Genomic DNA, 17,653 nt, shown 5'->3' on the forward strand with positions numbered 1-17,653 from the left:
CTCAGTCGGCGGTCCGGCAGCCGGTCGTGTCGGCCGCGGTGGACGCGCTCTCGGACGGTTGAACGCTCGGCGCGGTGGCCGGAGCCGAAGTCGCAGTGACCGGAGCCGAAGTCGCGGTGGCCGGAGCCGGAGTCGCGGTCGTGGGACCGGCCGCGACGGACGCCGAGACGGCGGGCGCGGCACCGGCCACGGCACAGACCGGCTTCAGATTCGGGTTCGACGGCTCGTCGCTGGTCAGGTCGGTCAGCATGTTCCGGGCGTCGGTCACGCTGCCGGCGTGGATGCCCTGTTTGACCCGCTCCTGCGCGACAGTGGTCAGGTCGTCCAGACGGGCGGTGCTGGTCTCGCTCACCGCGGAGAGGTTCAGCCCGGCGATCTGCCCCGGCACGCCACGGAAGATGGCCAGCTGGCCGGCGTCGGTCGCGCCGACGTAGTACTGATCCTGGGTGTATTTCCAGCCGGCCCAGAGGCCACCGCAGAGCACCCCGAGCACCAGCAGGACCAGCAGGCCGGTCCGCACCGGGTGGCCAGCCGGCTCCGGGTCACGGTCGAAACCCTCGGTCTCCGGCTGGACCGGGCGCGGCGGGGGCTGCTTGAGCGCGGCCGCCCGGGACGCCGGTGTCGACGCGTCCGCCACGGTGGTGTTGCCGCGGTCGAGCGCCGCCGCGCCACCGACGATCGGCGCCTGCTCGACGATGTCCGCGTCGGTCGCGTCGGCGATCACCACGGTGATGTTGTCCGGCCCGCCGCCGCGCAGCGCGAGCTGCACGAGCCGCTCGACGCACGCCTTCGGGTCGGCGATCTCCGCCATGGTCTGGCCGATCGTCTCGCCGCTGACCACGCCGGACAGACCGTCGCTGCAGATCAGGTACCGATCACCCTTGAGCACCTGGCGCACCGAGTACTCCGGGTCGATGTCCCGGCCGTCGAGCGCGCGGGTCAGCAGCGACCGCTGTGGGTGGCTGCTCGCCTCCTCCGGGCTGACCCGGCCCTCGTCGACCAGCATCTGGACGTACGTGTCGTCCTTGGTGATCTGCGAGAACTCGCCCTTGCGCAGCAGGTACGCCCGGGAGTCGCCGATGTGCACCATGCCGAACTTGCTGCCGGTGAAGAGCACCGCGGTCAGCGTGGTGCCCATGCCCTCCATCTGCGGGTTCGCGTCGACGGTGTCCCGCAGTTGCTGGTTCGCGGTTCCGACGGCGTGCCGCAGGGCGTCGACCAGCGCGTCCCCGGGGACGTCGTCATCGAGTGGCGCCATCGCGGCGATGACGATGTTGGACGCGACGTCACCAGCGGCCATGCCGCCCATACCGTCCGCGACAGCAAGCAGCCGCGGCCCGGCGTAGACGGAGTCCTGGTTCAGGTCTCTGATCAGACCGCGGTCGCTCTGAGCGGCATAGCGCAGGGTCAGGGTCATGGCCGTAACTCGAGGGAAGTGCGTCCGATACGAATCGGGACGCCAAGGGGGACGGGGGTGGGTCCGGAGACCTTACCCCGATCGAGGTAGGTGCCGTTGGTCGAGCCGAGGTCCTCCACGAACCACTGCCCGTCCCGCGGCACCAGCCGAGCGTGCCGGGCCGACGCGAAGTCGTCGGTGATGACGAGGGTCGAATCCTCGGCGCGGCCGATCGTGATCGGGGCCTCACCGAGGGTGATCCGCGTGCCGGCCAGCTGACCGGCGGTCACCACCAGTTGCCGAGCCGCCTTACCGCGTTTCGCCTTCGCCGGCCGGCCCTGGAGGATCGCGCCGCCCACCCCCCGAGGGCTGGCGACGATGCTCTTGGACCGGGCGCCCGCGAACAGGTCCCGGCGGATCACCCCGACCACTGTGAACACGAAGATCCACAGCAGGATCAGGAAACCGAACCGGGCGACGGTCAGGACGAATTCGGGCAACGCCGCTAGCCGTCCACTCGGAAGGTCAGCGTGGTGGTCCCGAGCTGGATCATGTCGCCCGGGTTCAGAGCCACCGCGGAGACCCGCTGGCCGTTGACCATCGTCCCGTTCGTCGAGCCGAGATCGGTCAGGACCACCTGGTTGCCGTCATAGTCCAGCCGGGCGTGCCGGCGCGAGATGCCGACATCCGGCAGGCGCAGGTTCGCCTGGTCGCCGCGACCGATCACGGTCGAGCCCATCTGCAGCGGGTAGGTCCGGCCGTCGCCGGAGACCAGGCCGACGCTGCGCGGGCCGCCACCGTGGCCACCGTGCGGCGGGTAACCGCCGCCACCGTGCTGCTGGTCATAGGGCGAGTACTGCGGGCCGGCGTCGTAGGCCGGCTGCTGCACCGGGGCAACCTCGCCACCGGTGTAGACCTCGGCCGTCACCCGGAACATGCCCGTGTCCAGACCGTCGCCGCGCTCGATCTCGACGATCACGTCGCCGTAGACCGTCCAGGCCTGCTCACCGATGAACTCGGCCTGGGACTGCGCCAGCTCCTGCGCCAGGGCAGCCGCGTACGGCGCCAGGCGGCTGTGGTCATAGGGCGACAGGTCGATCACATAGCGGTTGGGCACGAGGGTGCGGCCACCCGCGAGGATGGCTTTGTGCGCCTCGGCCTCCCGCTGCATGGCATTCAGGATCTCCACAGGGTGCACGACACCCTTGAACACCTTGGCGAAGGCCCCCTCGACAAGGCCTTCCAATCGCTTCTCAAAGCGCTGCAGCACGCTCACCGGCTCCTCCTCGGGTTCCGAGGACATGATGGTATCCGGCGGCCGCTTGCGCATCTGTAGCCCAAGAGCAGCCGGCACTTCTGACCCTCGTATGACGCCCCTCGACGTCGTGCTAGTGTTTCCTCCGTCGCGGGGCGATATCAACTCTGCTGGTTACTCAACTGCTGGTTTACTCAAGTGGTGGGTAGTCGACTCAGGTTGGTGCTGTCCTCGACAACTACTCGCGTCAGCGTAGTCTGTTGCAGGTAGTAACCCGAAACAGGCCCGCGGGGGCCGGTTTCGAAGGTTGCGAGAGCCGGTTATAGGATCTGAGCAACCAAGTCACATGGGGATGTGGCGGAATGGCAGACGCGCACGGTTCAGGTCCGTGTGTCCGAAAGGACGTGGGGGTTCAACTCCCCCCATCCCCACGAGTGCGAATGGGCGACCCTTGTCCGCGGAAATCGCGGATCAGCGGTCGCCCTCGTCGTATCTGCTCCGGAAACCTGCGATGCGGTGGCCCAGGCGAGTGCCACATGTCACTGTCCGCTCATGGCCGGTCCGGCTCGCCCTGCGGGCTTCGCGATTGCCCCTCCTTGGGTACGGGATGAGCGGTCACGTCCGCATGGCATGCGTCACCGATGGGGTGACGCCCGGAGCGGCGGTATGCTCGCCCGCCTGTTGAGTGCTGTCGGAATTTGGGTCTCGTTCGAGCTTGGGGTGTGTCGTGGGCACTGTGCCTGCTGGGGTTGACCAGGGAAAGCACAACGTGCTGGGAGTCCTGGTGGATGCGACGGACTATGCGTCGGCCACCGAGCGGATCATCGCGGCGGCGCACGAGGGGCGGCCGTTCGCGGTCACCGCTCTGGCCGTGCACGGCGTGATGACCGGAGTGCAGGACCCGGCACACGAGGCCCGGCTGAACTCGTTCGACCTCGTGACCCCCGACGGGCAGCCGGTGCGCTGGGCGCTGAACGTGCTGCACGGCGCCGGCTTGACCGATCGGGTCTACGGCCCGACGCTGACCCTGAAGGTCGTCGAGCGGGCCGCCGCCGAGGGTCTTCCTGTCTATCTGTACGGGTCGACGCAGCCCACCCTCGACCGTCTCGTGCCGGCGCTGATGGGGATGTTCCCGGCGCTGAAGATCGCCGACGTCGAGGCCTCCAAGTTCCGTGGCGCCCAGCCCGGTGAGGAGGCAGAGATCGCCGAGCGGATCAAGGCGTCCGGCGCCCGCATCGTGCTGGTCGGCCTGGGCTGTCCCCGGCAGGAGGTCTTCACGTACGCGATGCGGCCGCTGCTGGACATGCCGCTGCTCGCCGTCGGCGCCGCCTTCGACTACCACGCCGGGCTGCTGAAGAACCCGCCCGCGTGGATGCAGAAGTACGCGCTGGAGTGGCTGTGGCGTCTCGGTCTCGAGCCGAAACGCCTGTGGAAGCGGTACGTGCTGCTCAACCCGGCCTATCTGAGCCGCCTCGCCGCGCAGAAGAGCGGGCTGTGGAAGGCAACACCGGCCGCGCCCTCTCAGGAGCAGGTGCACGGCTTCGCCGTCTGACACCTCCGGCACCGAATTGAGATCATCCGTGTCTTCGGACGCGGATGATCTTTCTTCGTCCGGCGGGCGATGGTGGGGCAGAGGTCACATTCCACTCCGATCAGCGCCCACAGAAGAACGAAACGGCCTCTGCCCGCGTCACCGATCCGTCCACTTAGGCCGTACGACATCGGCTCGGTCACGATGTTGACACTCGCCGTCCGGCCGGTCGCCCCACCTCTCCGGTGAAACCCCAGGTCACTCACCTGAGAGCAGGCTGAGACGAACCCCTACGGGTTCCTGATGGGGGCATATCCCGGTTTCGATTCGACGACCGCGGGTGAACGCTGTCGATGTGAACACCGCTGTGGACGTGATTCTGATCGGCGCCCTCGCCGCCGTCTGGCTCGCCGCCGGACTGCTGGCGGACGGGTTGCCGGCAGCCGGCACCGCGCGCCTGATGCGCCGCCGTGCCCGGTTGCTCGCTGTCCTGGCCGGTGCGGGGGCAGCGTTGTTCGTCGCGGTACCTGTGGTCACCGCGTTGATCCCGGGCGCTTCGGCGGCGCCCGCAGCAGCCTTGCTCCCTGCCGTGCCGGCTCTCTTCGTGCTGACCATGGGCGTGCGCAAACTGAGCTGGGTGCGCCGGGGCACGGGCGCCTTCGCGACCGCGCCCCTGGCGCCGGTGCCGCCCGCCCTGCGGGCCGCCGCGGCACATCCACTGATCAGCGCCCCGCTCCAGGTCACCGGCCTGGCCGCGGTCGTCGCCCTGCCTCTCGCCGCCGGCCTGGTCCAGCTGCCCGGCAGCGGGGTCCCGGCCACCACCGGTTTCGCCGGGGTCGCCGGCATCGCGATCACCGTGGTGGCCGTCGCGGTCGTGGCCATCGGCATCCGGGCGGCCCTGCGGCACAGCCGGCTGGCTCCGCTGGTCCTGGCCCCGCTGGATCGGGCCCGCGCCCGGGCCGGGGTTCGCTGACCGGTCAGTGCGCGGCTTTCTTGGCCTCCTGGACGTAAAGCAGCTCCAGGATGGACCGCGCCGCCTCGAACCACCGGTCGAGCCAGTCCGACTGCGGCAGCGTTCCACGGGCCGGCAGCTCCATGAGCAGCCCGCGCAGCAACGGGTGGTCCGCCATCGACGTGTTCGCGCCGTCGTTCCAGCTCGCCGGGAAGACCGGCTCGGTCAGGCCCGGAAGGTCGAGCGACGGGAGCTTGGCCGCGCGGTCGAGCGGGCCCGTCGGCTCGATGCTGCGGGCATGCCCGGGGGTGCGGGTCGGCAGACCCGAGGTGCCGCGGGACAGGAGCTCGCTGTCGCCGAGGTCGCCGTTCAGCGCCTCGCGGCGACCGTGCCGGTACGCGCTGACGCCACCGCTGAACCGGTCCTGCGCCGTCGACGAGCCGTTGCTGAGGTTCTCGGAACCAATCGTCATCTCACTGCCCTGCCTCGTTGAATCCGTCCCGGCCCGTCAGCGCGGTCCGGTCCGCGCTTGGACAATTCAACGAGGCGCGCCGCACTCGGCGACGGGAAAATCGGGCAAATAGCCACGGCCGACTCGTTGGCGCAGGTCATCGAGTCGGCCGTTGGGACGGTGCGAGCGCTCAGAGATCGAATTCGCCGTCCTTGGCACCGTGCACGAACGCGTCCCACTCGGCCGCGGTGAAGATCAGCGCCGGGCCGGCCGGGTTCTTGGAGTCGCGGACCGCGATCGCTTCGTCGACGAACGCCACCTCGACACAGTTGTCACTGTCCGCACCGCTCCGGGCGCTCTTGAACCATTGCGCCCGGCTCAGGTCGACCCGGAGACCCTTGACCTCGATTTCCACGATGGCACTCCTTCGCCCAGGGGTGTACCGATCCCCGGCGGCGGATGCCCGCCAGCGATCGCTCTGAATCAGTAACGACCGTGGGTACGCGGGGACGCGCCGACACGGATGGGCTTCTCCGTTCGGGGTAAGCCCATCGGACAAGTTGGATCCTGGCTGCTCAGGCGCATTTGGACAGTGATAGTCACAATTAGAAGCGCTTTGTCCGAAATGTTCTGAGCATTGTGGATCATGCGTCACTGTCCGCACACGGGGACCCCACCTGCGGAAGCGCGAAGATCACCGAGTGCCGCGCCATGATCACTCAGGATCACGGAAGAGGGACGTGCAACTTGCATCGACGACACTGGTGGTGCAATCTTTCCGTATGGCTTGCATCACGTAACGTCCCTGAGTGAGGCGGCCAAGTCCGACACAACCACACCAAAATGACGTCCGACACGGGGCGCCGAGCCAACCCGGGGTCCGATTTGGACTTCCCCTCGAGACCTGGGTGGCGGGATCGGCGATGGTGACGTTCTGCAACCTTCGATGGTTGGCATCGTCGGGGGCTTGCAAAGGTGCATGAGCCGGGCAGACTGGTGCATCTGTGTCACAAGTCAATCCAGCGAATCCATCCGGCAAAGAGTCTCAGGGCAGGAGATGACGTGCTACTTCCTCGGTCCGGTGATGTCATTCACGTGACAAAGGCGGCGAGCGTCCAATTCGCATCACCGATGCTGTTCCGGGTCATCCGGGTGCACGACTGGCCGACGTACGAGGGCTGGGTCTGGCTCGATGGCTACGAGCTGAACTCGGCCGGTGACGCAGTGGAGCGCCGGTCCATCTTTGTGCAGGTCAACGGCCTGCGACCGGTCGGCAAGGCGCCCGACCCGCGGGCCCGCAACGGCCGTCAGCCCGCCACGAGGCCGAACGTGGCTCCCGCCCGGCCGATCCGTGCGCCACGCTGAGCCGACCCGACGCCGGGGAAGCGGTCAGTCCCCGCCGGGCTCGGCGCTGTCACCTGCGGCCGGCGCCGTCGTCGTCGAGGTCGGGCCGCCCGTCCGCGCGGCCGCGACGACGAGGGTGATCTTCGAATCCGGCGGGACGATCTGGCCCTCCGGGGGATCGCAGTCGATCACCGTGCCCGGCTCGGCGTCGCTGGGCCGCTTGATCACCCGGTAGGCGAGGCCACTGCGGTTCAGGGCGGCCTCCGCATCGGCCAGCGGCATCCCGCGCAGCGCCGGCACGGCCGCCTCGGTGGCCGTCGGCTCGGTCGTCGGCACCGTGCTGACCGGCGGTTCCGTCGTCGGCCGGGTGGTCGCCGGGGTGGTCACGGCCGTCGTCGCACGGGTCTGCGCCGGGGTCGGTCGCGGGCTCTCCGCACCGCCCCCGGAGTTCTGCACGATCAGGTAGATGCCGAAACCGAGCAGACCGGCCAGGATCAGCGCCACGGTGCCGACGACGATCGGCATCCACCAGTGACCGGACGGCTCCTCATCGGGCAGGCCCGGCGTCCATTCGTCCTCGGTGTACTGAACCTGTTCCGGTCCTGGCGGGCGCACCGCGGCCCGGCCGGTCCACGGGTCCCACTCGCCGGCCGGAGCCATCGGCTCGGTGGGCGTGTCCCCCGATCGGGGCGGATCGGACGGCTGATTCGGCTGGACCCGGGTCGCGTCGTCGTCGACGGCCCGCATCGGGCGGGTCTCGTCCTCACCCGGTTGGCGCTCGTCCGGCATACCCGCTCCCTCAGCTCCGTACGCACGATCTCGTCGCAGCGTCAAGGTATCGAATCTTGGGGTACCCCGGGGAGTTCCGTGTGCAACGCGATCCAGGGAGTGACCAGGATGGGCATTTCGCGGACATCGGCGACGGCCAGTACAGTGCCCGGCATGGCCGAGAAGGGCTGGACATCGCAGGCCGGCGCCGCGGCCGGGATCGCCGCCGGCGCGGGCGCCGCACAACTGGGTCTGGGCTACGGCCTCGGCGTCATCGAGTGGCCGTCCATCGCCACCGCCTCGGACAGCACCTGGCTGAACAGTCTGGGCTGGGCCACCTGGATCACCGCGAGCGCCACCGTCCTCGGCGCGGTGATCGCCGGCCGGCTGCGCGCCGAGCGACCCGCGCCCTGGCGCACGCTCTGGCGCCTCGCGCTGTCCAGCTCGGCGGCGCTCGGCGCGCTGATCTCGGTGGCCCTGGTCGCGCTGCCGGCTCGGTCCGCGGCGCGCCCGGCCAACCTCTTCTCCCACTCGCCTCAGCTCGTCGCCGTCGGCTACGCGCTGATCGGTCTGGTCACCGGCGTGGTGGTCGCGTTCTGGGCGGTCTCCTCGGCGCCCGTCGCCGCGAACCTGCTCGGCACCGCGGCCTGGCTCTGGGCACTCGCCGTCGCCGGTGTCGCGGCCGAGCTGCTGAGCAACCGTGACCTGGACACCTACCTCACCAGCTGGCAGTTCGCCGAGGCACAGACCCCGATCCGGTACGGCGGGATCTACTGGCCCAGCGCCGTCCTGACCCTCGCCGCGGCGTTCCTGATCGGGCTGATCCTCGCCTTCCCGGCCGCCCGTCGCGGCAACCTCGGGCTGGGCACCGCGACGTCGGGCGCGGTGGGTCCGCTGCTGGTGGCGATCTCGTTCCTGTCCTTGGCGCCACTGCTGACCGACGCGGCCGGCCCGCTCCAGTCGGCATACCTGATCGCGCCGTACGCGGTGCTCGCCGGGCTGGCCGGGTCGGCTCTCACGGTTGCCCTGGCCAAGGGGTCCCGGGGTACGGCCCGGCGGACGGATCCGCCCCGTCCCCTGCCGAGCGGCGCAGGCTCACCGGCGCCGGCCGATTCCGGCACCGCGACCGGTACCGCAACCCTGCCGGTGACGACCCGCCCGGTGGCCGCCCAGCCAACGCCCGCCCAGCCAACGCCTACCCAGCCGACGCCCGCGCCCAGCCCCGCCCCGGCCACTCCGGCTGACAAGGCGCCCGCGAAGCCCGCAAGGGCTCCCAAGCGCGCGAAGTTCACCTCGGACCAGGAGCCGTACGCGCCGGATCTGTCCGAAGAGGAGACGCCTGGTCGCCGGCGTTGGCTCCTCTTCGGCAAGCGCCGCCCGGCCGAGCCCGAGACTGCCGCGGCCGATTCCGCGACTCCTGGCGCCAAGTCCGCGACTTCGGCGGGTGGCAACGTGACCGCCACGGCCAAGTCCGCGGCCCCCGCGGGCGGATCTGCCGCGGCCAGGCCCGCGGCCCCTGCGGGCGGGTCCGCCGCTGCCACGGCCAAGTCCGCGACTGTCACGGGTGGGTCCGAGCCCGGGGACGAGGGCCGCAAACCGCGCGCGCCCCGGCCCGAGCCGATCGCACCCGCCACCCCGCCGCCAGCGAAGCCTTCAGTGCCGGCCAGGGCCGCCGCCAAACCGGCCGCTCCGAAGGCCTCGCCCGACAACGAGGGCCTAGCCGACCCGGAGATCGCCGCGGCCGCGCGCCCGGCGAAGAGCCCCGCGAGGCGTGCCGCCGCCCGCAAGGAGGCGACCCCGCGCTCCACGATCACGCCGCCGCCGGCGAACCCGCCGATCGCCCGGATCAACCCGAAGGACTAGGAACGCGGCTAAGTGCGAGACGCGGTCCGGCGTGGCCGGCACCGCCTCGTGCGGGCGAGATCGGGGTGCGGCGCTGCCCGGGCGTGTCCGGGTTCAGCACACCCTTCAGGGCCAGGTGTGCACCGGCTCGTTCGTGTGCTGCAGCTCCAGGTAACGCCAGGTCATCTCGCGCAGCGCAACGGCCCGTGACGACCCCCGGTCCTCCGCCGCGCGCACCGCGGCGGTCTGCCACGAGGCACCGTTCTGCCGGCTCCGGCAGCGTCCCTCGATGATGGCGAGCAGCCGATCCCGCTCGCCCGGGTCGACCCCGAAACGGTCAAGTCCCTCGTACGCCAGCGGCAGCAACGTCTCCAGCACCAGCTCGGCGGCTGTCGTCTCGCCGAGCCCGGGCCACCACATCGAGGCGTCGAGCCCGTCCCGCGCCCCGGCCCGGAAGTTGGCGCCCGCGATGTCGAAGTCGAGCCGTGACCAGATCGGGCGTTCGGCCTCGGCAAGCCGGCGCACCACCCCGAAGTAGAAGGCCGCGTTGGCGAGCAGGTCGACGACGGTCGGGCCGGACGGCAGCACCCGGTTCTCCACGCGCAGGTGCGGTTTCCCGTCCATCACGTCGTAGACCGGCCGGTTCCACCGATAGACGGTCCCGTTGTGCAGGCAGAGCTCGGCCAGCCGCGGAATCCCGCCCACAGAGCGCACCTCGTCCGGATCCTCGTCGCTGAGCAGCGGCAGCAGCGGCGGGAAGAACCGGACGTTCTCCTCGTAGAGGTCGAAGACCGAGGTGATCCACCGCTCGCCGAACCAGACCCGTGGCCGCACTCCCTGTTCCTTGAGCTCGTCCGGCCGGGTGTCGGTGGCCTGCTCGAACAGTGCGATCCGGGTCTCCGCCCACAGCCGGCGCCCGTACAGGAACGGCGCGTTCGCCCCGAGCGCGACCTGCGCCCCGGCCACCGCCTGCGACGCGTTCCAGTACCGCGCGAACCACTCCGGCGCGACCTGGAGATGGAACTGGACACTCGTGCAGGCCGCCTCGGGCACGATCGTCCCACTCGCGCCGCGCAGCCGCTCCACGCCACGGATGTCCAGCGAGAACTGCTCGCCCCGGGCCGCCACGATCTCGTCGTTGAGTGCCCGGAACCGCGGGTTGTCCGACAGATTCTCCAGAACCAGATCACCGGGTACGAGGGTGGGCAGTGTCCCGATCAGCGCCAGGCGATTGTCGGCCTTCCCGGCGCGCTCCTCCGCCGTACGCAAAGCATCTGAAATGTCTTTCTCGAAGCCGGCAAAACCCTCGGGCGCGATGTGACGCGGGGGCACGTTGAGTTCGATGTTGAATCGTCCCAGCTCGGGCTGGAACCGGGAGTCGTCGAGATCGGCCAGCAGCTCGGCGTTGCGCATCGCCGGACGGGCGTCCGCGTCGACCAGGTTGATCTCGATCTCCAGCCCGGTCATGCCGGTCCCGGGGTCGAACGCCTCGGCGTCGAGCAGACCGCCCAGCACGTCGAGGCCACGCTGCACCCGGCGCCGGAACCGAACTCGATCGTCGGGCGAGAAGATCGCGTGCGTCAGATCTTTGCCCATGATGCCCTCCCGCGCCGGTCGGGGACGAAACAGACGTCGATCACCACGTTGTGAGCGAACGGATACTTTCCGTCCACCTTCGCATCCTCGGGCGCCGACCGCCAGGCGACCGCCCTCCGGGCCGTTCCCCACGAATCGCCGGAAGGCTCCGCGCGCCCCGGGCCCCGGACAGCACGAGGCGCCGCCGGGTTTCCGGCGGCGCCTCGTCAGTGCACGATGGAGGATCAGGCCTGGAGAACGGCCTCGCCCTCGATCTCGATCTTGACCTTCTTGCTGACCATCACGCCGCCGCTCTCGAGCGCGACGTTCCAGCTGAGGTCCCAGTCGGTGCGGTCGATCTCGGTGGTGGCGCTGAAGCCGAAGACGTGCTGCCCGTACGGGCTGACGGTGGCGCCCTCGAACTCGACGACCAGCTCGACCGGCTTGGTGATGCCCTTGATCGTCAGCTCGCCGTCGAGGACGAACTCGGTGCCGGCGTGCGACTTCACGCCCGTGCTCCGGTACTCCATGGTCGGGAACTTCTCCGCCTCGAAGAAGTCACCGGCGCGCAGGTGGTTGTCACGGTCGACCTGACCGGTGCTGACGCTGGCGGTCTTGATCGACGCCGTCACCGAGGACTCCAGCGGGTTGTCCGCCACCACGATGGTCGCGGTCGCCTCGCTGAACTGGCCACGGACCTTGCTGACCATGAGGTGCTTCACGACGAAGCCGACCCGCTTGTGCGCCGCGTCCAGCTCATACGTGCCGGCGGCCGGGAACTGCAGACCCTCGAACTCACGCGTGCTGACCGTCATGACTTGTTCCTTCTCTCGAACTCTGGCGGGATGCTTGTCTGACACAGCAACTATATGCGAAGCAATATTCCTCTTGTCAAGTGCCTGCTAGTGTTGACTACGTGAACACCGATCTGGACGACCCTCGCCTCACCGCGGTCGGCCTGCTGGCCGAGGCCTACACGGGTCTGATGAACCGCCTCGCCGCACAGTTCGAGCAGCACCGCCTCTCCCCGGTCGAGTTCGAGGTGCTGACGCGCCTCGCCCGCTCGCCCGGCAACCGACTCCGGATGACCGATCTCGCCGGCCAGACCACGCTCTCCACCAGCGGCGTGACCCGCGTCGTCGACCGGATGGAACGGGGCGGCCTGGTCCGCCGCGAGGCCTGCCCGACCGACCGGCGCAGCTCCTACGCGGTGATCACCGACGTCGGGCAGAGCCGGCTGGCCCAGGTTCTGCCGGGGCACCTCGAGCTGGTGCAGCAGTGGTATGTCGGGCTACTCCCGCCGGATCAGCTGGACGATCTGCTGGACTCGCTCCGCACGATCCGCGACGCGGTCAATCCGTGCGCGACCGCCGGCAGCTCCGAATCGGTCACCTCCGCCTGATCAGCAGCCGGCGCCCGGGCCCCGGCGCCGGACCGGCAGAACCACCGGCAGAACGGGCGAATTCCCTTGGCCGCGTGCACGGCGCGGCTAGTGTTGCGGCCCGGGGGATGCGGCGCGATCGAGGCGACTGACGGGGCTTTCGGGGGAGTCTTCGTTCTCGCCGCTTCGGGGCGCGGCGTCGCTGCGACCGGCACGCGTGGGGGGCACGCATCGCGCTGGTTGCGCACGCCGCGCCCGGGCCCAGCCCGGGCGCGTCGCCCAGGGTCTGTCTGGCGGATCACCCCAGTGTGAGGCGAGGCCCAGGCCACGCCGCGGCCCTGGTTCACCGCCGGACAGACCCTGGATCTTCAGGGCACGACGCCGTCGCCGGAGGCGGTGGCCGGGGCGAGGCGCGCATGGCGCTTGCGGGCCTCCTCGAGCTCTCCCTCGGCCGCCGAGCGCTCGGTGGCGAAATCCCGGATCGCGGCCGGCAGCCGGAACCGGACGACGTCGTCGCCACTCACGTTGAGCAGGCCCAACGCGACGAGCCGGTCGAGCAGATGCACCACGTCGGCGCGATCACCGTCCGAAGTGTCCAGCATTGCCTCGGCATGCTCCCGCGACCACCGATGCCGGAACATCGCCAGCAGTCGCAACGCCCGCTGCTCGGGCGGCGCCAGCACCCGGTACGTTCCCGCAACCACGTCCTGCAGCGGGACGACCGGATGCGGCACCGGGACGGGGTAACTGGCGAGGATCTCCGGGACGGTGAGCACCCGTCCACGGGCCGCGGCCAGCTCGATCGCGAGCGGCAACCCGCCGAGTCGCCGGACCAGGGCCGCGAGCGGGCCGATCTCGTGCGGCGCCAGGCGCGTCCGGCGCACCCGTCCGAGGCGTTCGAGAAAGAGACCGATCGCGGAGTACGGCGTCAGCTCCGCAACCGTCCCCACGGAGAGCTCCACCGGCGGGATCGTCAGCGGCGCCACCGGCCAGACCCGTTCCCCGGCGAACCCGGCCGGCTGCCGCCCGGTCGCCAGCAACCGCAGTCGTGGCATCCTGTCCAGCAGCCCGGTCAGCGCCTCCGCGGCTGCCGCGGCCGCACGGTCCACCCCGTCAACGAAGAGCAGCGCGGCCGCCGCGCCGAGGTGCCCGGGCAGCTCCCGCGCGCGGGCCGCCCCGAACCCGGCCGCCACGCTGTCGAGCAACTCGTCGGCGGTCGAGTCGTCGCCGACCGCGACGCCGGCCACCCCGCCCGGGTGACCGTCGGCCAGCCGGTGCGCGACAACCGTGGCGAGGCTGGTCTTGCCCACGCCGGCGACCCCGACCAGCGTCATCCCGCGCGGCCCGTCGGCTGCGGAGAGCAGGGCGACGACCTCGGCGATGTCGGCGTCCCGCCCGATCAGCTCGTCGGCCGTCGCGGCGCGCAGGAACGGGGTGCCGGAGGTGCCGTCGACGACCCGGCCGCGGGCAGCGTCCAGGAATTGCTCCCGATCGGAACCGGTCAGGCCCAGGGCGCCCACCAGCAGCTCGGCGGTTGTCCTCTGTGGACGTGAGGCGCGACCGCGCTCCAGATCACGGACCGTACGCACGCCGATGGCAGCGCGGAGGGCCAGCTCCTCCTGAGTCAGGCCGGCACGCCGTCGATAGTTGCGGAGCAGGACCGCGAAGCCCTGTTCGGACGCCATGCTGCGAACCTAGGCATCGGATTCGATCGAGGCGAACCCAGAAGGCCCTTTGTCGGGAATTCGACTCCGGAGAGTTACTAAAACTTAAAGTCCGAGGCCTCGGGCGATCAACATCCGCTGGACCTCCGACGTGCCCTCGCCGATCTCCAGGATCTTGGCGTCCCGGTAGAAGCGGCCGACCGCTGACTCGTTCATGAAGCCGTAGCCGCCGTGCACCTGGGTCGCGTACCTACTGTTCTCCATGGCGGCGTTGCTGGCGTTCAGCTTGGCGATCGCGGCGTACCGCTTGAAGTCCTCACCGGCGATCAGTCGCGCGGCCGCGTCGTAGTAGCCGAGCCGCGCCAGGTGGGCGCGCATCTCCATGTCCGCGATCATGAACTGGACGGCCTGGTTGTCGCCGATCGCGCGGCCGAACGCGGTGCGCTGCTTCGCATAGGTCACCGACTCGTCGACGCAGCCCTGGGCCAGGCCGACCGAGAGCGCAGCGATCGCGATGCGCCCCTCGTCGAGGATGCGCAGGAACTGGGCGAAACCACGGCCCCGCTCGCCGAGCAGGTTCTCGGCCGGGACCCGTACGTCGTCGAAGGAGAGCTCGTGCGTGTCCGACGCGCACCAGCCGACCTTCGAGTACTGCGGGGCCACGGTGAAGCCCGGGGTGCCGGACGGGACGATGATTGTGGAGAGCTCACGGGAGCCGTCCGGGTTCGTCCCGGTCACCGCCATGACCGTGACCAGCGCCGTGATGTCGGTGCCGGAGTTGGTGATGAACGCCTTCGTCCCGTTGATCACCCACTCACCGGCTGCCTCGTCGAGCACCGCCCGGGTGGTGATGCCGGCCGCGTCCGACCCCGAGCCCGGCTCGGTCAGACCGAAGCCGGCCAGCGCCTCGCCACTGACCAGTTGCGGCAGCCAGCGCTGTTTCTGCGCCGTGGTGCCGTACCGGAAGATCGGCATCGCACCCAGGGAGACCCCGGCCTCCAGGGTGACCGCGACGGAGCTGTCGACGCGGGCGATCTCCTCCAGCGCGATGCAGAGCGCGAAGTAGTCGCCTCCCATCCCGCCGAACTCCTCGGGGAACGGCAGGCCGAACAGGCCCATCTTGCCCATCTGGCGGACCACGTCGTACGGGAAAGTCTTGTGCTCGTAATGATCGGCGATGACCGGCGCCACCTGTTCACGGGCGAACTGCCGGACACTGGCACGCAAATCCTCTAGCTCGTCGCCGAGCCGGAAATCCACCATCTCGCTATGCGCTTCCTCTAGACGGGAGTGACCCCGTGACGGCGGCGGGAGAACGTGCGGTCCTTCCCGCGTGCCGTGGCGAATCGCCGGATCAGCTCGCCGCGCAGGTCACCGGGCTCGACCACGGCGTCCACGACGAGTTCGCTGGCCAGGCGCATGATGTCGATGTCGCGCTCGTATTCCGCGCGGCGTTCGGCGACGAAGGCGTCCCGGGCCTCCGGGTCCTCGATCGCCGCGATCTTGTTGGCGTAGACCGCGTTGACGGCGGCCTCGGCGCCCATCACCGCGATCTTGGCGGTAGGCAGCGCGATCGTGGCGTCCGGCTCGAAACCGGGGCCGGCCATGGCATAGAGACCAGCGCCGTAGGCCTTGCGGACCACCACGCAGATCTTCGGCACCGTGGCCTCGGAGATCGCGGTGATCATCTTCGCGCCGTGCCGGATGATCCCCTGCTTCTCCACCGCCGAGCCGACCATGAAACCGGGCACGTCGGCGAGGAACAGCAACGGGATGTTGAAAGCGTCGCAGAGTTGCACGAACCGGCTCGCCTTGTCGGCCGAGTCGACGAAGAGGACGCCGCCCTTGAACATCGAGTTGTTGCCGAGCACGCCGACCACCTCGCCGTCCAGCCGGGCGAACCCGACGGTCAGCTCGCGCGCCCACAACGCCTGGATCTCGAAGAACGAGCCCTCGTCGACCAGACCCTTGACATACCTGCGCATGTCGAAGGCCTGCCGCTCACTGGCCGGAACCAGGGCGGCGAGATCGGCCCCGGAGGCCCCGGCCGCTGACACCGAAGGCGGGCGCTCGGTCCAGTTCTGCGGCACATAGGACAGATAGGTGCGCACGACGTCCAGCGCGTCCTGCTCGGTCTTGCAGAGGAAGTGGCCGACGCCGGACTCGGCGCAGTGCACGCGGGCGCCGCCCATCGCCTCGAGCGTCGTCTTCTCCCCGGTGACCATCTCGACCATGCGGTCGGAGCCCAGATACATACTCGCGTTGCCCTCGACCATCGCGACGACGTCGCAGAAGGCCGGAATGTACGCCCCACCGGCCGCCGACGGGCCGAACAGCGCGCAGATCTGCGGGATGGCGCCGGACGCCTTGACCTGGGTGTGGAAGATCTTCCCGGCGCCACGGCGGCCGGGGAAGAGGTCGACCTGGTCGGTGATCCGGGCGCCGGCCGAGTCGACCAGGTAGATCATCGGGACGCCGAGCTGGTAGGCCCGCTCGATCACGCGGACGATCTTCTCCACCGTGCGGGCGCCCCACGAACCGGCCTTGACCGTGGAATCGTTGGCCATCACGCACACGTCACGGCCGCCGACCCGGGCGGTTCCGGTGATCACGCCGTCGGCGGGCAGCCCCTCGGCGAGACTGTTGGCATAGAGCCCGTCCTCGACGAAGGAACCCTCGTCGGCCAGGAGAGCGACCCGCTCCCGGGCGAAGAGCTTGCCCTTCGCCGCGTTGGCCGCGTGGTAGCGCTCCGCGCCGCCGGCCAGGACACGCTTGCGGACCTGCGCCAGCGCGTCGGCGTCCATCGTTCCCCCTCGTCAACGTTCCGTGCCGCCCACGCGCCCTTAACGGTCGTTAGGCTTAACGAGCGTTAGGCTATCGCAAACGAAGATCGGCGGCAACGACGAACAACGCCGAGGGCACGGAGCGCGGCGACGAATAGCGACGCCGGCTCGGGCTACGGCGCAAGGTCCGGGAACGACGAACGGGAGCCCCCGCGAGTGCGGAGGCTCCCGTCCCGGTTACCGGCGCGTGGAGGAGCACCGGTGTGCGGACGACGCCCGGGACGGCGCCGCCGGCTTGCGCGTCAGCGCAGGGTGTAGAGCAGGTCCAGGCCACCCAGGCTGCCGGTCATGCCGTGGACCGAGGTGCTCTCGATCGACTTACGGCCACCGGTCTTGTCGCCGTAGGTGTCCGGGCTGACGTCGCCGTAGCCCTTGTCACCCTTGACGTTGCCCTTGTTGCCGTTGCCCTTGTTGCCGCCCTTGACGTCGCCGTAGCCGGTGTCGTCGTCCTTGACGTCGCCGTAGCCGTTGTCGTCGCCCTTGACGTTGCCCTTGTTGTCGTTGCCCTTGTGGCCGGTCTTGTGACCGTTGCCCTTGTGGCCGCCGTTGCCGTAGCCGTTGTCGTCGCCCTTGACGTCACCGTGGTCGTCGTCGTTGCTGTAGCCCTGGTCGTCGTTCACGATCGGGGCCGAGCCACCACCGTTGCTGTGA

Annotated in this window: 17 protein-coding genes and 1 tRNA gene; 6 read left to right on the forward strand and 12 right to left on the reverse strand. The window is 70.0% G+C overall.

What is annotated here, in order from left to right; translation table 11 throughout:
• Position 1: 1 nt before the first annotated feature.
• Genes Acy02nite_RS34215 through Acy02nite_RS34225 form a run of 3 tightly spaced genes read right to left on the reverse strand, consistent with a single transcriptional unit; the run spans position 2 to position 2,699 of the window.
• Positions 2 to 1,417 (reverse strand): PP2C family protein-serine/threonine phosphatase, encoded by a 1,416-nt coding sequence (locus Acy02nite_RS34215; protein WP_203750448.1) that lies wholly within the window; start codon positions 1,415 to 1,417, stop codon positions 2 to 4.
• Positions 1,414 to 1,896, reverse strand: a complete 483-nt coding sequence (locus tag Acy02nite_RS34220; protein ID WP_185038479.1) for an FHA domain-containing protein FhaB/FipA — start codon at positions 1,894 to 1,896, stop codon at positions 1,414 to 1,416. The genes Acy02nite_RS34215 and Acy02nite_RS34220 overlap by 4 nt, the downstream gene beginning before the upstream one ends.
• Before the next feature lie 5 nt (positions 1,897 to 1,901).
• Positions 1,902 to 2,699: an FHA domain-containing protein gene (locus Acy02nite_RS34225; protein ID WP_203750451.1), complete on the reverse strand. Its 798-nt coding sequence runs from the start codon at positions 2,697 to 2,699 to the stop codon at positions 1,902 to 1,904.
• A gap of 300 nt (positions 2,700 to 2,999) precedes the next feature.
• Here Acy02nite_RS34225 and Acy02nite_RS34230 point away from each other — a divergent pair.
• The 3 genes from Acy02nite_RS34230 to Acy02nite_RS34240 all read left to right on the forward strand — a co-directional run bounded on the left by Acy02nite_RS34230 (position 3,000) and on the right by Acy02nite_RS34240 (position 5,155).
• Positions 3,000 to 3,082, forward strand: a tRNA-Leu gene (locus Acy02nite_RS34230).
• Between the two features lie 305 nt (positions 3,083 to 3,387).
• Positions 3,388 to 4,203, forward strand: coding sequence for a WecB/TagA/CpsF family glycosyltransferase (locus tag Acy02nite_RS34235; RefSeq protein ID WP_425548056.1), 816 nt, complete (start codon positions 3,388 to 3,390; stop codon positions 4,201 to 4,203).
• A gap of 319 nt (positions 4,204 to 4,522) precedes the next feature.
• A complete protein-coding gene (locus tag Acy02nite_RS34240) occupies positions 4,523 to 5,155 on the forward strand; it encodes a hypothetical protein (RefSeq protein ID WP_203750456.1) in 633 nt (210 codons plus the stop codon).
• A 4-nt stretch (positions 5,156 to 5,159) separates the two neighbouring features.
• Here the strand turns inward: Acy02nite_RS34240 and Acy02nite_RS34245 are convergent, their stop codons facing one another.
• Both Acy02nite_RS34245 and Acy02nite_RS34250 read right to left on the reverse strand, forming a co-directional pair.
• Positions 5,160 to 5,606, reverse strand: coding sequence for a hypothetical protein (locus Acy02nite_RS34245; protein ID WP_203750459.1), 447 nt, complete (start codon positions 5,604 to 5,606; stop codon positions 5,160 to 5,162).
• 169 nt (positions 5,607 to 5,775) lie between these two features.
• Positions 5,776 to 6,000: a DUF397 domain-containing protein gene (locus Acy02nite_RS34250; RefSeq protein ID WP_203750462.1), complete on the reverse strand. Its 225-nt coding sequence runs from the start codon at positions 5,998 to 6,000 to the stop codon at positions 5,776 to 5,778.
• A 647-nt stretch (positions 6,001 to 6,647) separates the two neighbouring features.
• Here Acy02nite_RS34250 and Acy02nite_RS34255 point away from each other — a divergent pair.
• Positions 6,648 to 6,950, forward strand: a complete 303-nt coding sequence (locus Acy02nite_RS34255; protein WP_203750465.1) for a hypothetical protein — start codon at positions 6,648 to 6,650, stop codon at positions 6,948 to 6,950.
• A 24-nt stretch (positions 6,951 to 6,974) separates the two neighbouring features.
• Here the strand turns inward: Acy02nite_RS34255 and Acy02nite_RS34260 are convergent, their stop codons facing one another.
• Entirely contained in the window at positions 6,975 to 7,718 is a 744-nt protein-coding gene (locus Acy02nite_RS34260) for a PASTA domain-containing protein (RefSeq protein ID WP_203750468.1), read from the reverse strand.
• Between the two features lie 153 nt (positions 7,719 to 7,871).
• Here Acy02nite_RS34260 and Acy02nite_RS34265 point away from each other — a divergent pair, with 153 nt between their 5' ends.
• Positions 7,872 to 9,560 carry a Hansenula MRAKII killer toxin-resistant protein 1 gene (locus tag Acy02nite_RS34265; protein WP_203750470.1) on the forward strand — a complete coding sequence of 563 codons (1,689 nt, stop codon included), beginning with the start codon at positions 7,872 to 7,874 and terminating at the stop codon, positions 9,558 to 9,560.
• 105 nt (positions 9,561 to 9,665) lie between these two features.
• Here the strand turns inward: Acy02nite_RS34265 and Acy02nite_RS34270 are convergent, their stop codons facing one another.
• Together Acy02nite_RS34270 and Acy02nite_RS34275 are read right to left on the reverse strand one after the other, a co-directional pair.
• The gene (locus Acy02nite_RS34270) at positions 9,666 to 11,135 is read right to left on the reverse strand and encodes a glutamate-cysteine ligase family protein (protein WP_203750486.1); all 1,470 of its coding nucleotides are present in this window, start codon (positions 11,133 to 11,135) and stop codon (positions 9,666 to 9,668) included.
• A 224-nt stretch (positions 11,136 to 11,359) separates the two neighbouring features.
• Complete coding sequence (locus tag Acy02nite_RS34275; protein ID WP_203750500.1) at positions 11,360 to 11,929, reverse strand: YceI family protein; 570 nt, start codon at positions 11,927 to 11,929, stop codon at positions 11,360 to 11,362.
• Positions 11,930 to 12,030: 101 nt separating this feature from the next.
• Here Acy02nite_RS34275 and Acy02nite_RS34280 point away from each other — a divergent pair, with 101 nt between their 5' ends.
• Positions 12,031 to 12,516: a MarR family winged helix-turn-helix transcriptional regulator gene (locus Acy02nite_RS34280; protein ID WP_203750517.1), complete on the forward strand. Its 486-nt coding sequence runs from the start codon at positions 12,031 to 12,033 to the stop codon at positions 12,514 to 12,516.
• Between the two features lie 347 nt (positions 12,517 to 12,863).
• On the opposite strand, the gene Acy02nite_RS34285 is transcribed toward Acy02nite_RS34280, so the two are convergent.
• From Acy02nite_RS34285 to Acy02nite_RS34300, 4 genes are all read right to left on the reverse strand, one after another.
• Positions 12,864 to 14,180: an ATP-binding protein gene (locus Acy02nite_RS34285; RefSeq protein ID WP_239175458.1), complete on the reverse strand. Its 1,317-nt coding sequence runs from the start codon at positions 14,178 to 14,180 to the stop codon at positions 12,864 to 12,866.
• 84 nt (positions 14,181 to 14,264) lie between these two features.
• On the reverse strand, positions 14,265 to 15,419 hold the full coding sequence (locus Acy02nite_RS34290; RefSeq protein ID WP_203750553.1) for an acyl-CoA dehydrogenase family protein: 1,155 nt from the start codon (positions 15,417 to 15,419) through the stop codon (positions 14,265 to 14,267).
• Positions 15,420 to 15,439: 20 nt separating this feature from the next.
• Positions 15,440 to 16,963 carry an acyl-CoA carboxylase subunit beta gene (locus Acy02nite_RS34295; protein ID WP_203750520.1) on the reverse strand — a complete coding sequence of 508 codons (1,524 nt, stop codon included), beginning with the start codon at positions 16,961 to 16,963 and terminating at the stop codon, positions 15,440 to 15,442.
• Positions 16,964 to 17,244: 281 nt separating this feature from the next.
• On the reverse strand, positions 17,245 to 17,653 hold a 409-nt coding region (locus tag Acy02nite_RS34300; RefSeq protein ID WP_438820873.1), incomplete at its 5' end, for a hypothetical protein.

It is taken from the genome of Actinoplanes cyaneus, from assembly GCF_016862095.1.
Lineage (GTDB): Bacteria > Actinomycetota > Actinomycetes > Mycobacteriales > Micromonosporaceae > Actinoplanes > Actinoplanes cyaneus.

Excerpts from the sequence above, each read along its gene's own strand:
- Acy02nite_RS34215 (WP_203750448.1), bottom strand. The coding sequence starts at position 1,417 with ATGACCCTGACCCTGCGCTATGCCGCTCAGAGCGACCGCGGTCTGATC.
- Acy02nite_RS34225 (WP_203750451.1), bottom strand. The coding sequence starts at position 2,699 with ATGTCCTCGGAACCCGAGGAGGAGCCGGTGAGCGTGCTGCAGCGCTTT.
- Acy02nite_RS34245 (WP_203750459.1), bottom strand. The coding sequence starts at position 5,606 with ATGACGATTGGTTCCGAGAACCTCAGCAACGGCTCGTCGACGGCGCAG.
- Acy02nite_RS34260 (WP_203750468.1), bottom strand. The coding sequence starts at position 7,718 with ATGCCGGACGAGCGCCAACCGGGTGAGGACGAGACCCGCCCGATGCGG.
- Acy02nite_RS34265 (WP_203750470.1), top strand. The coding sequence starts at position 7,872 with ATGGCCGAGAAGGGCTGGACATCGCAGGCCGGCGCCGCGGCCGGGATC.
- Acy02nite_RS34270 (WP_203750486.1), bottom strand. The coding sequence starts at position 11,135 with ATGGGCAAAGATCTGACGCACGCGATCTTCTCGCCCGACGATCGAGTT.
- Acy02nite_RS34275 (WP_203750500.1), bottom strand. The coding sequence starts at position 11,929 with ATGACGGTCAGCACGCGTGAGTTCGAGGGTCTGCAGTTCCCGGCCGCC.
- Acy02nite_RS34285 (WP_239175458.1), bottom strand. The coding sequence starts at position 14,180 with ATGGCGTCCGAACAGGGCTTCGCGGTCCTGCTCCGCAACTATCGACGG.
- Acy02nite_RS34295 (WP_203750520.1), bottom strand. The coding sequence starts at position 16,963 with ATGGACGCCGACGCGCTGGCGCAGGTCCGCAAGCGTGTCCTGGCCGGC.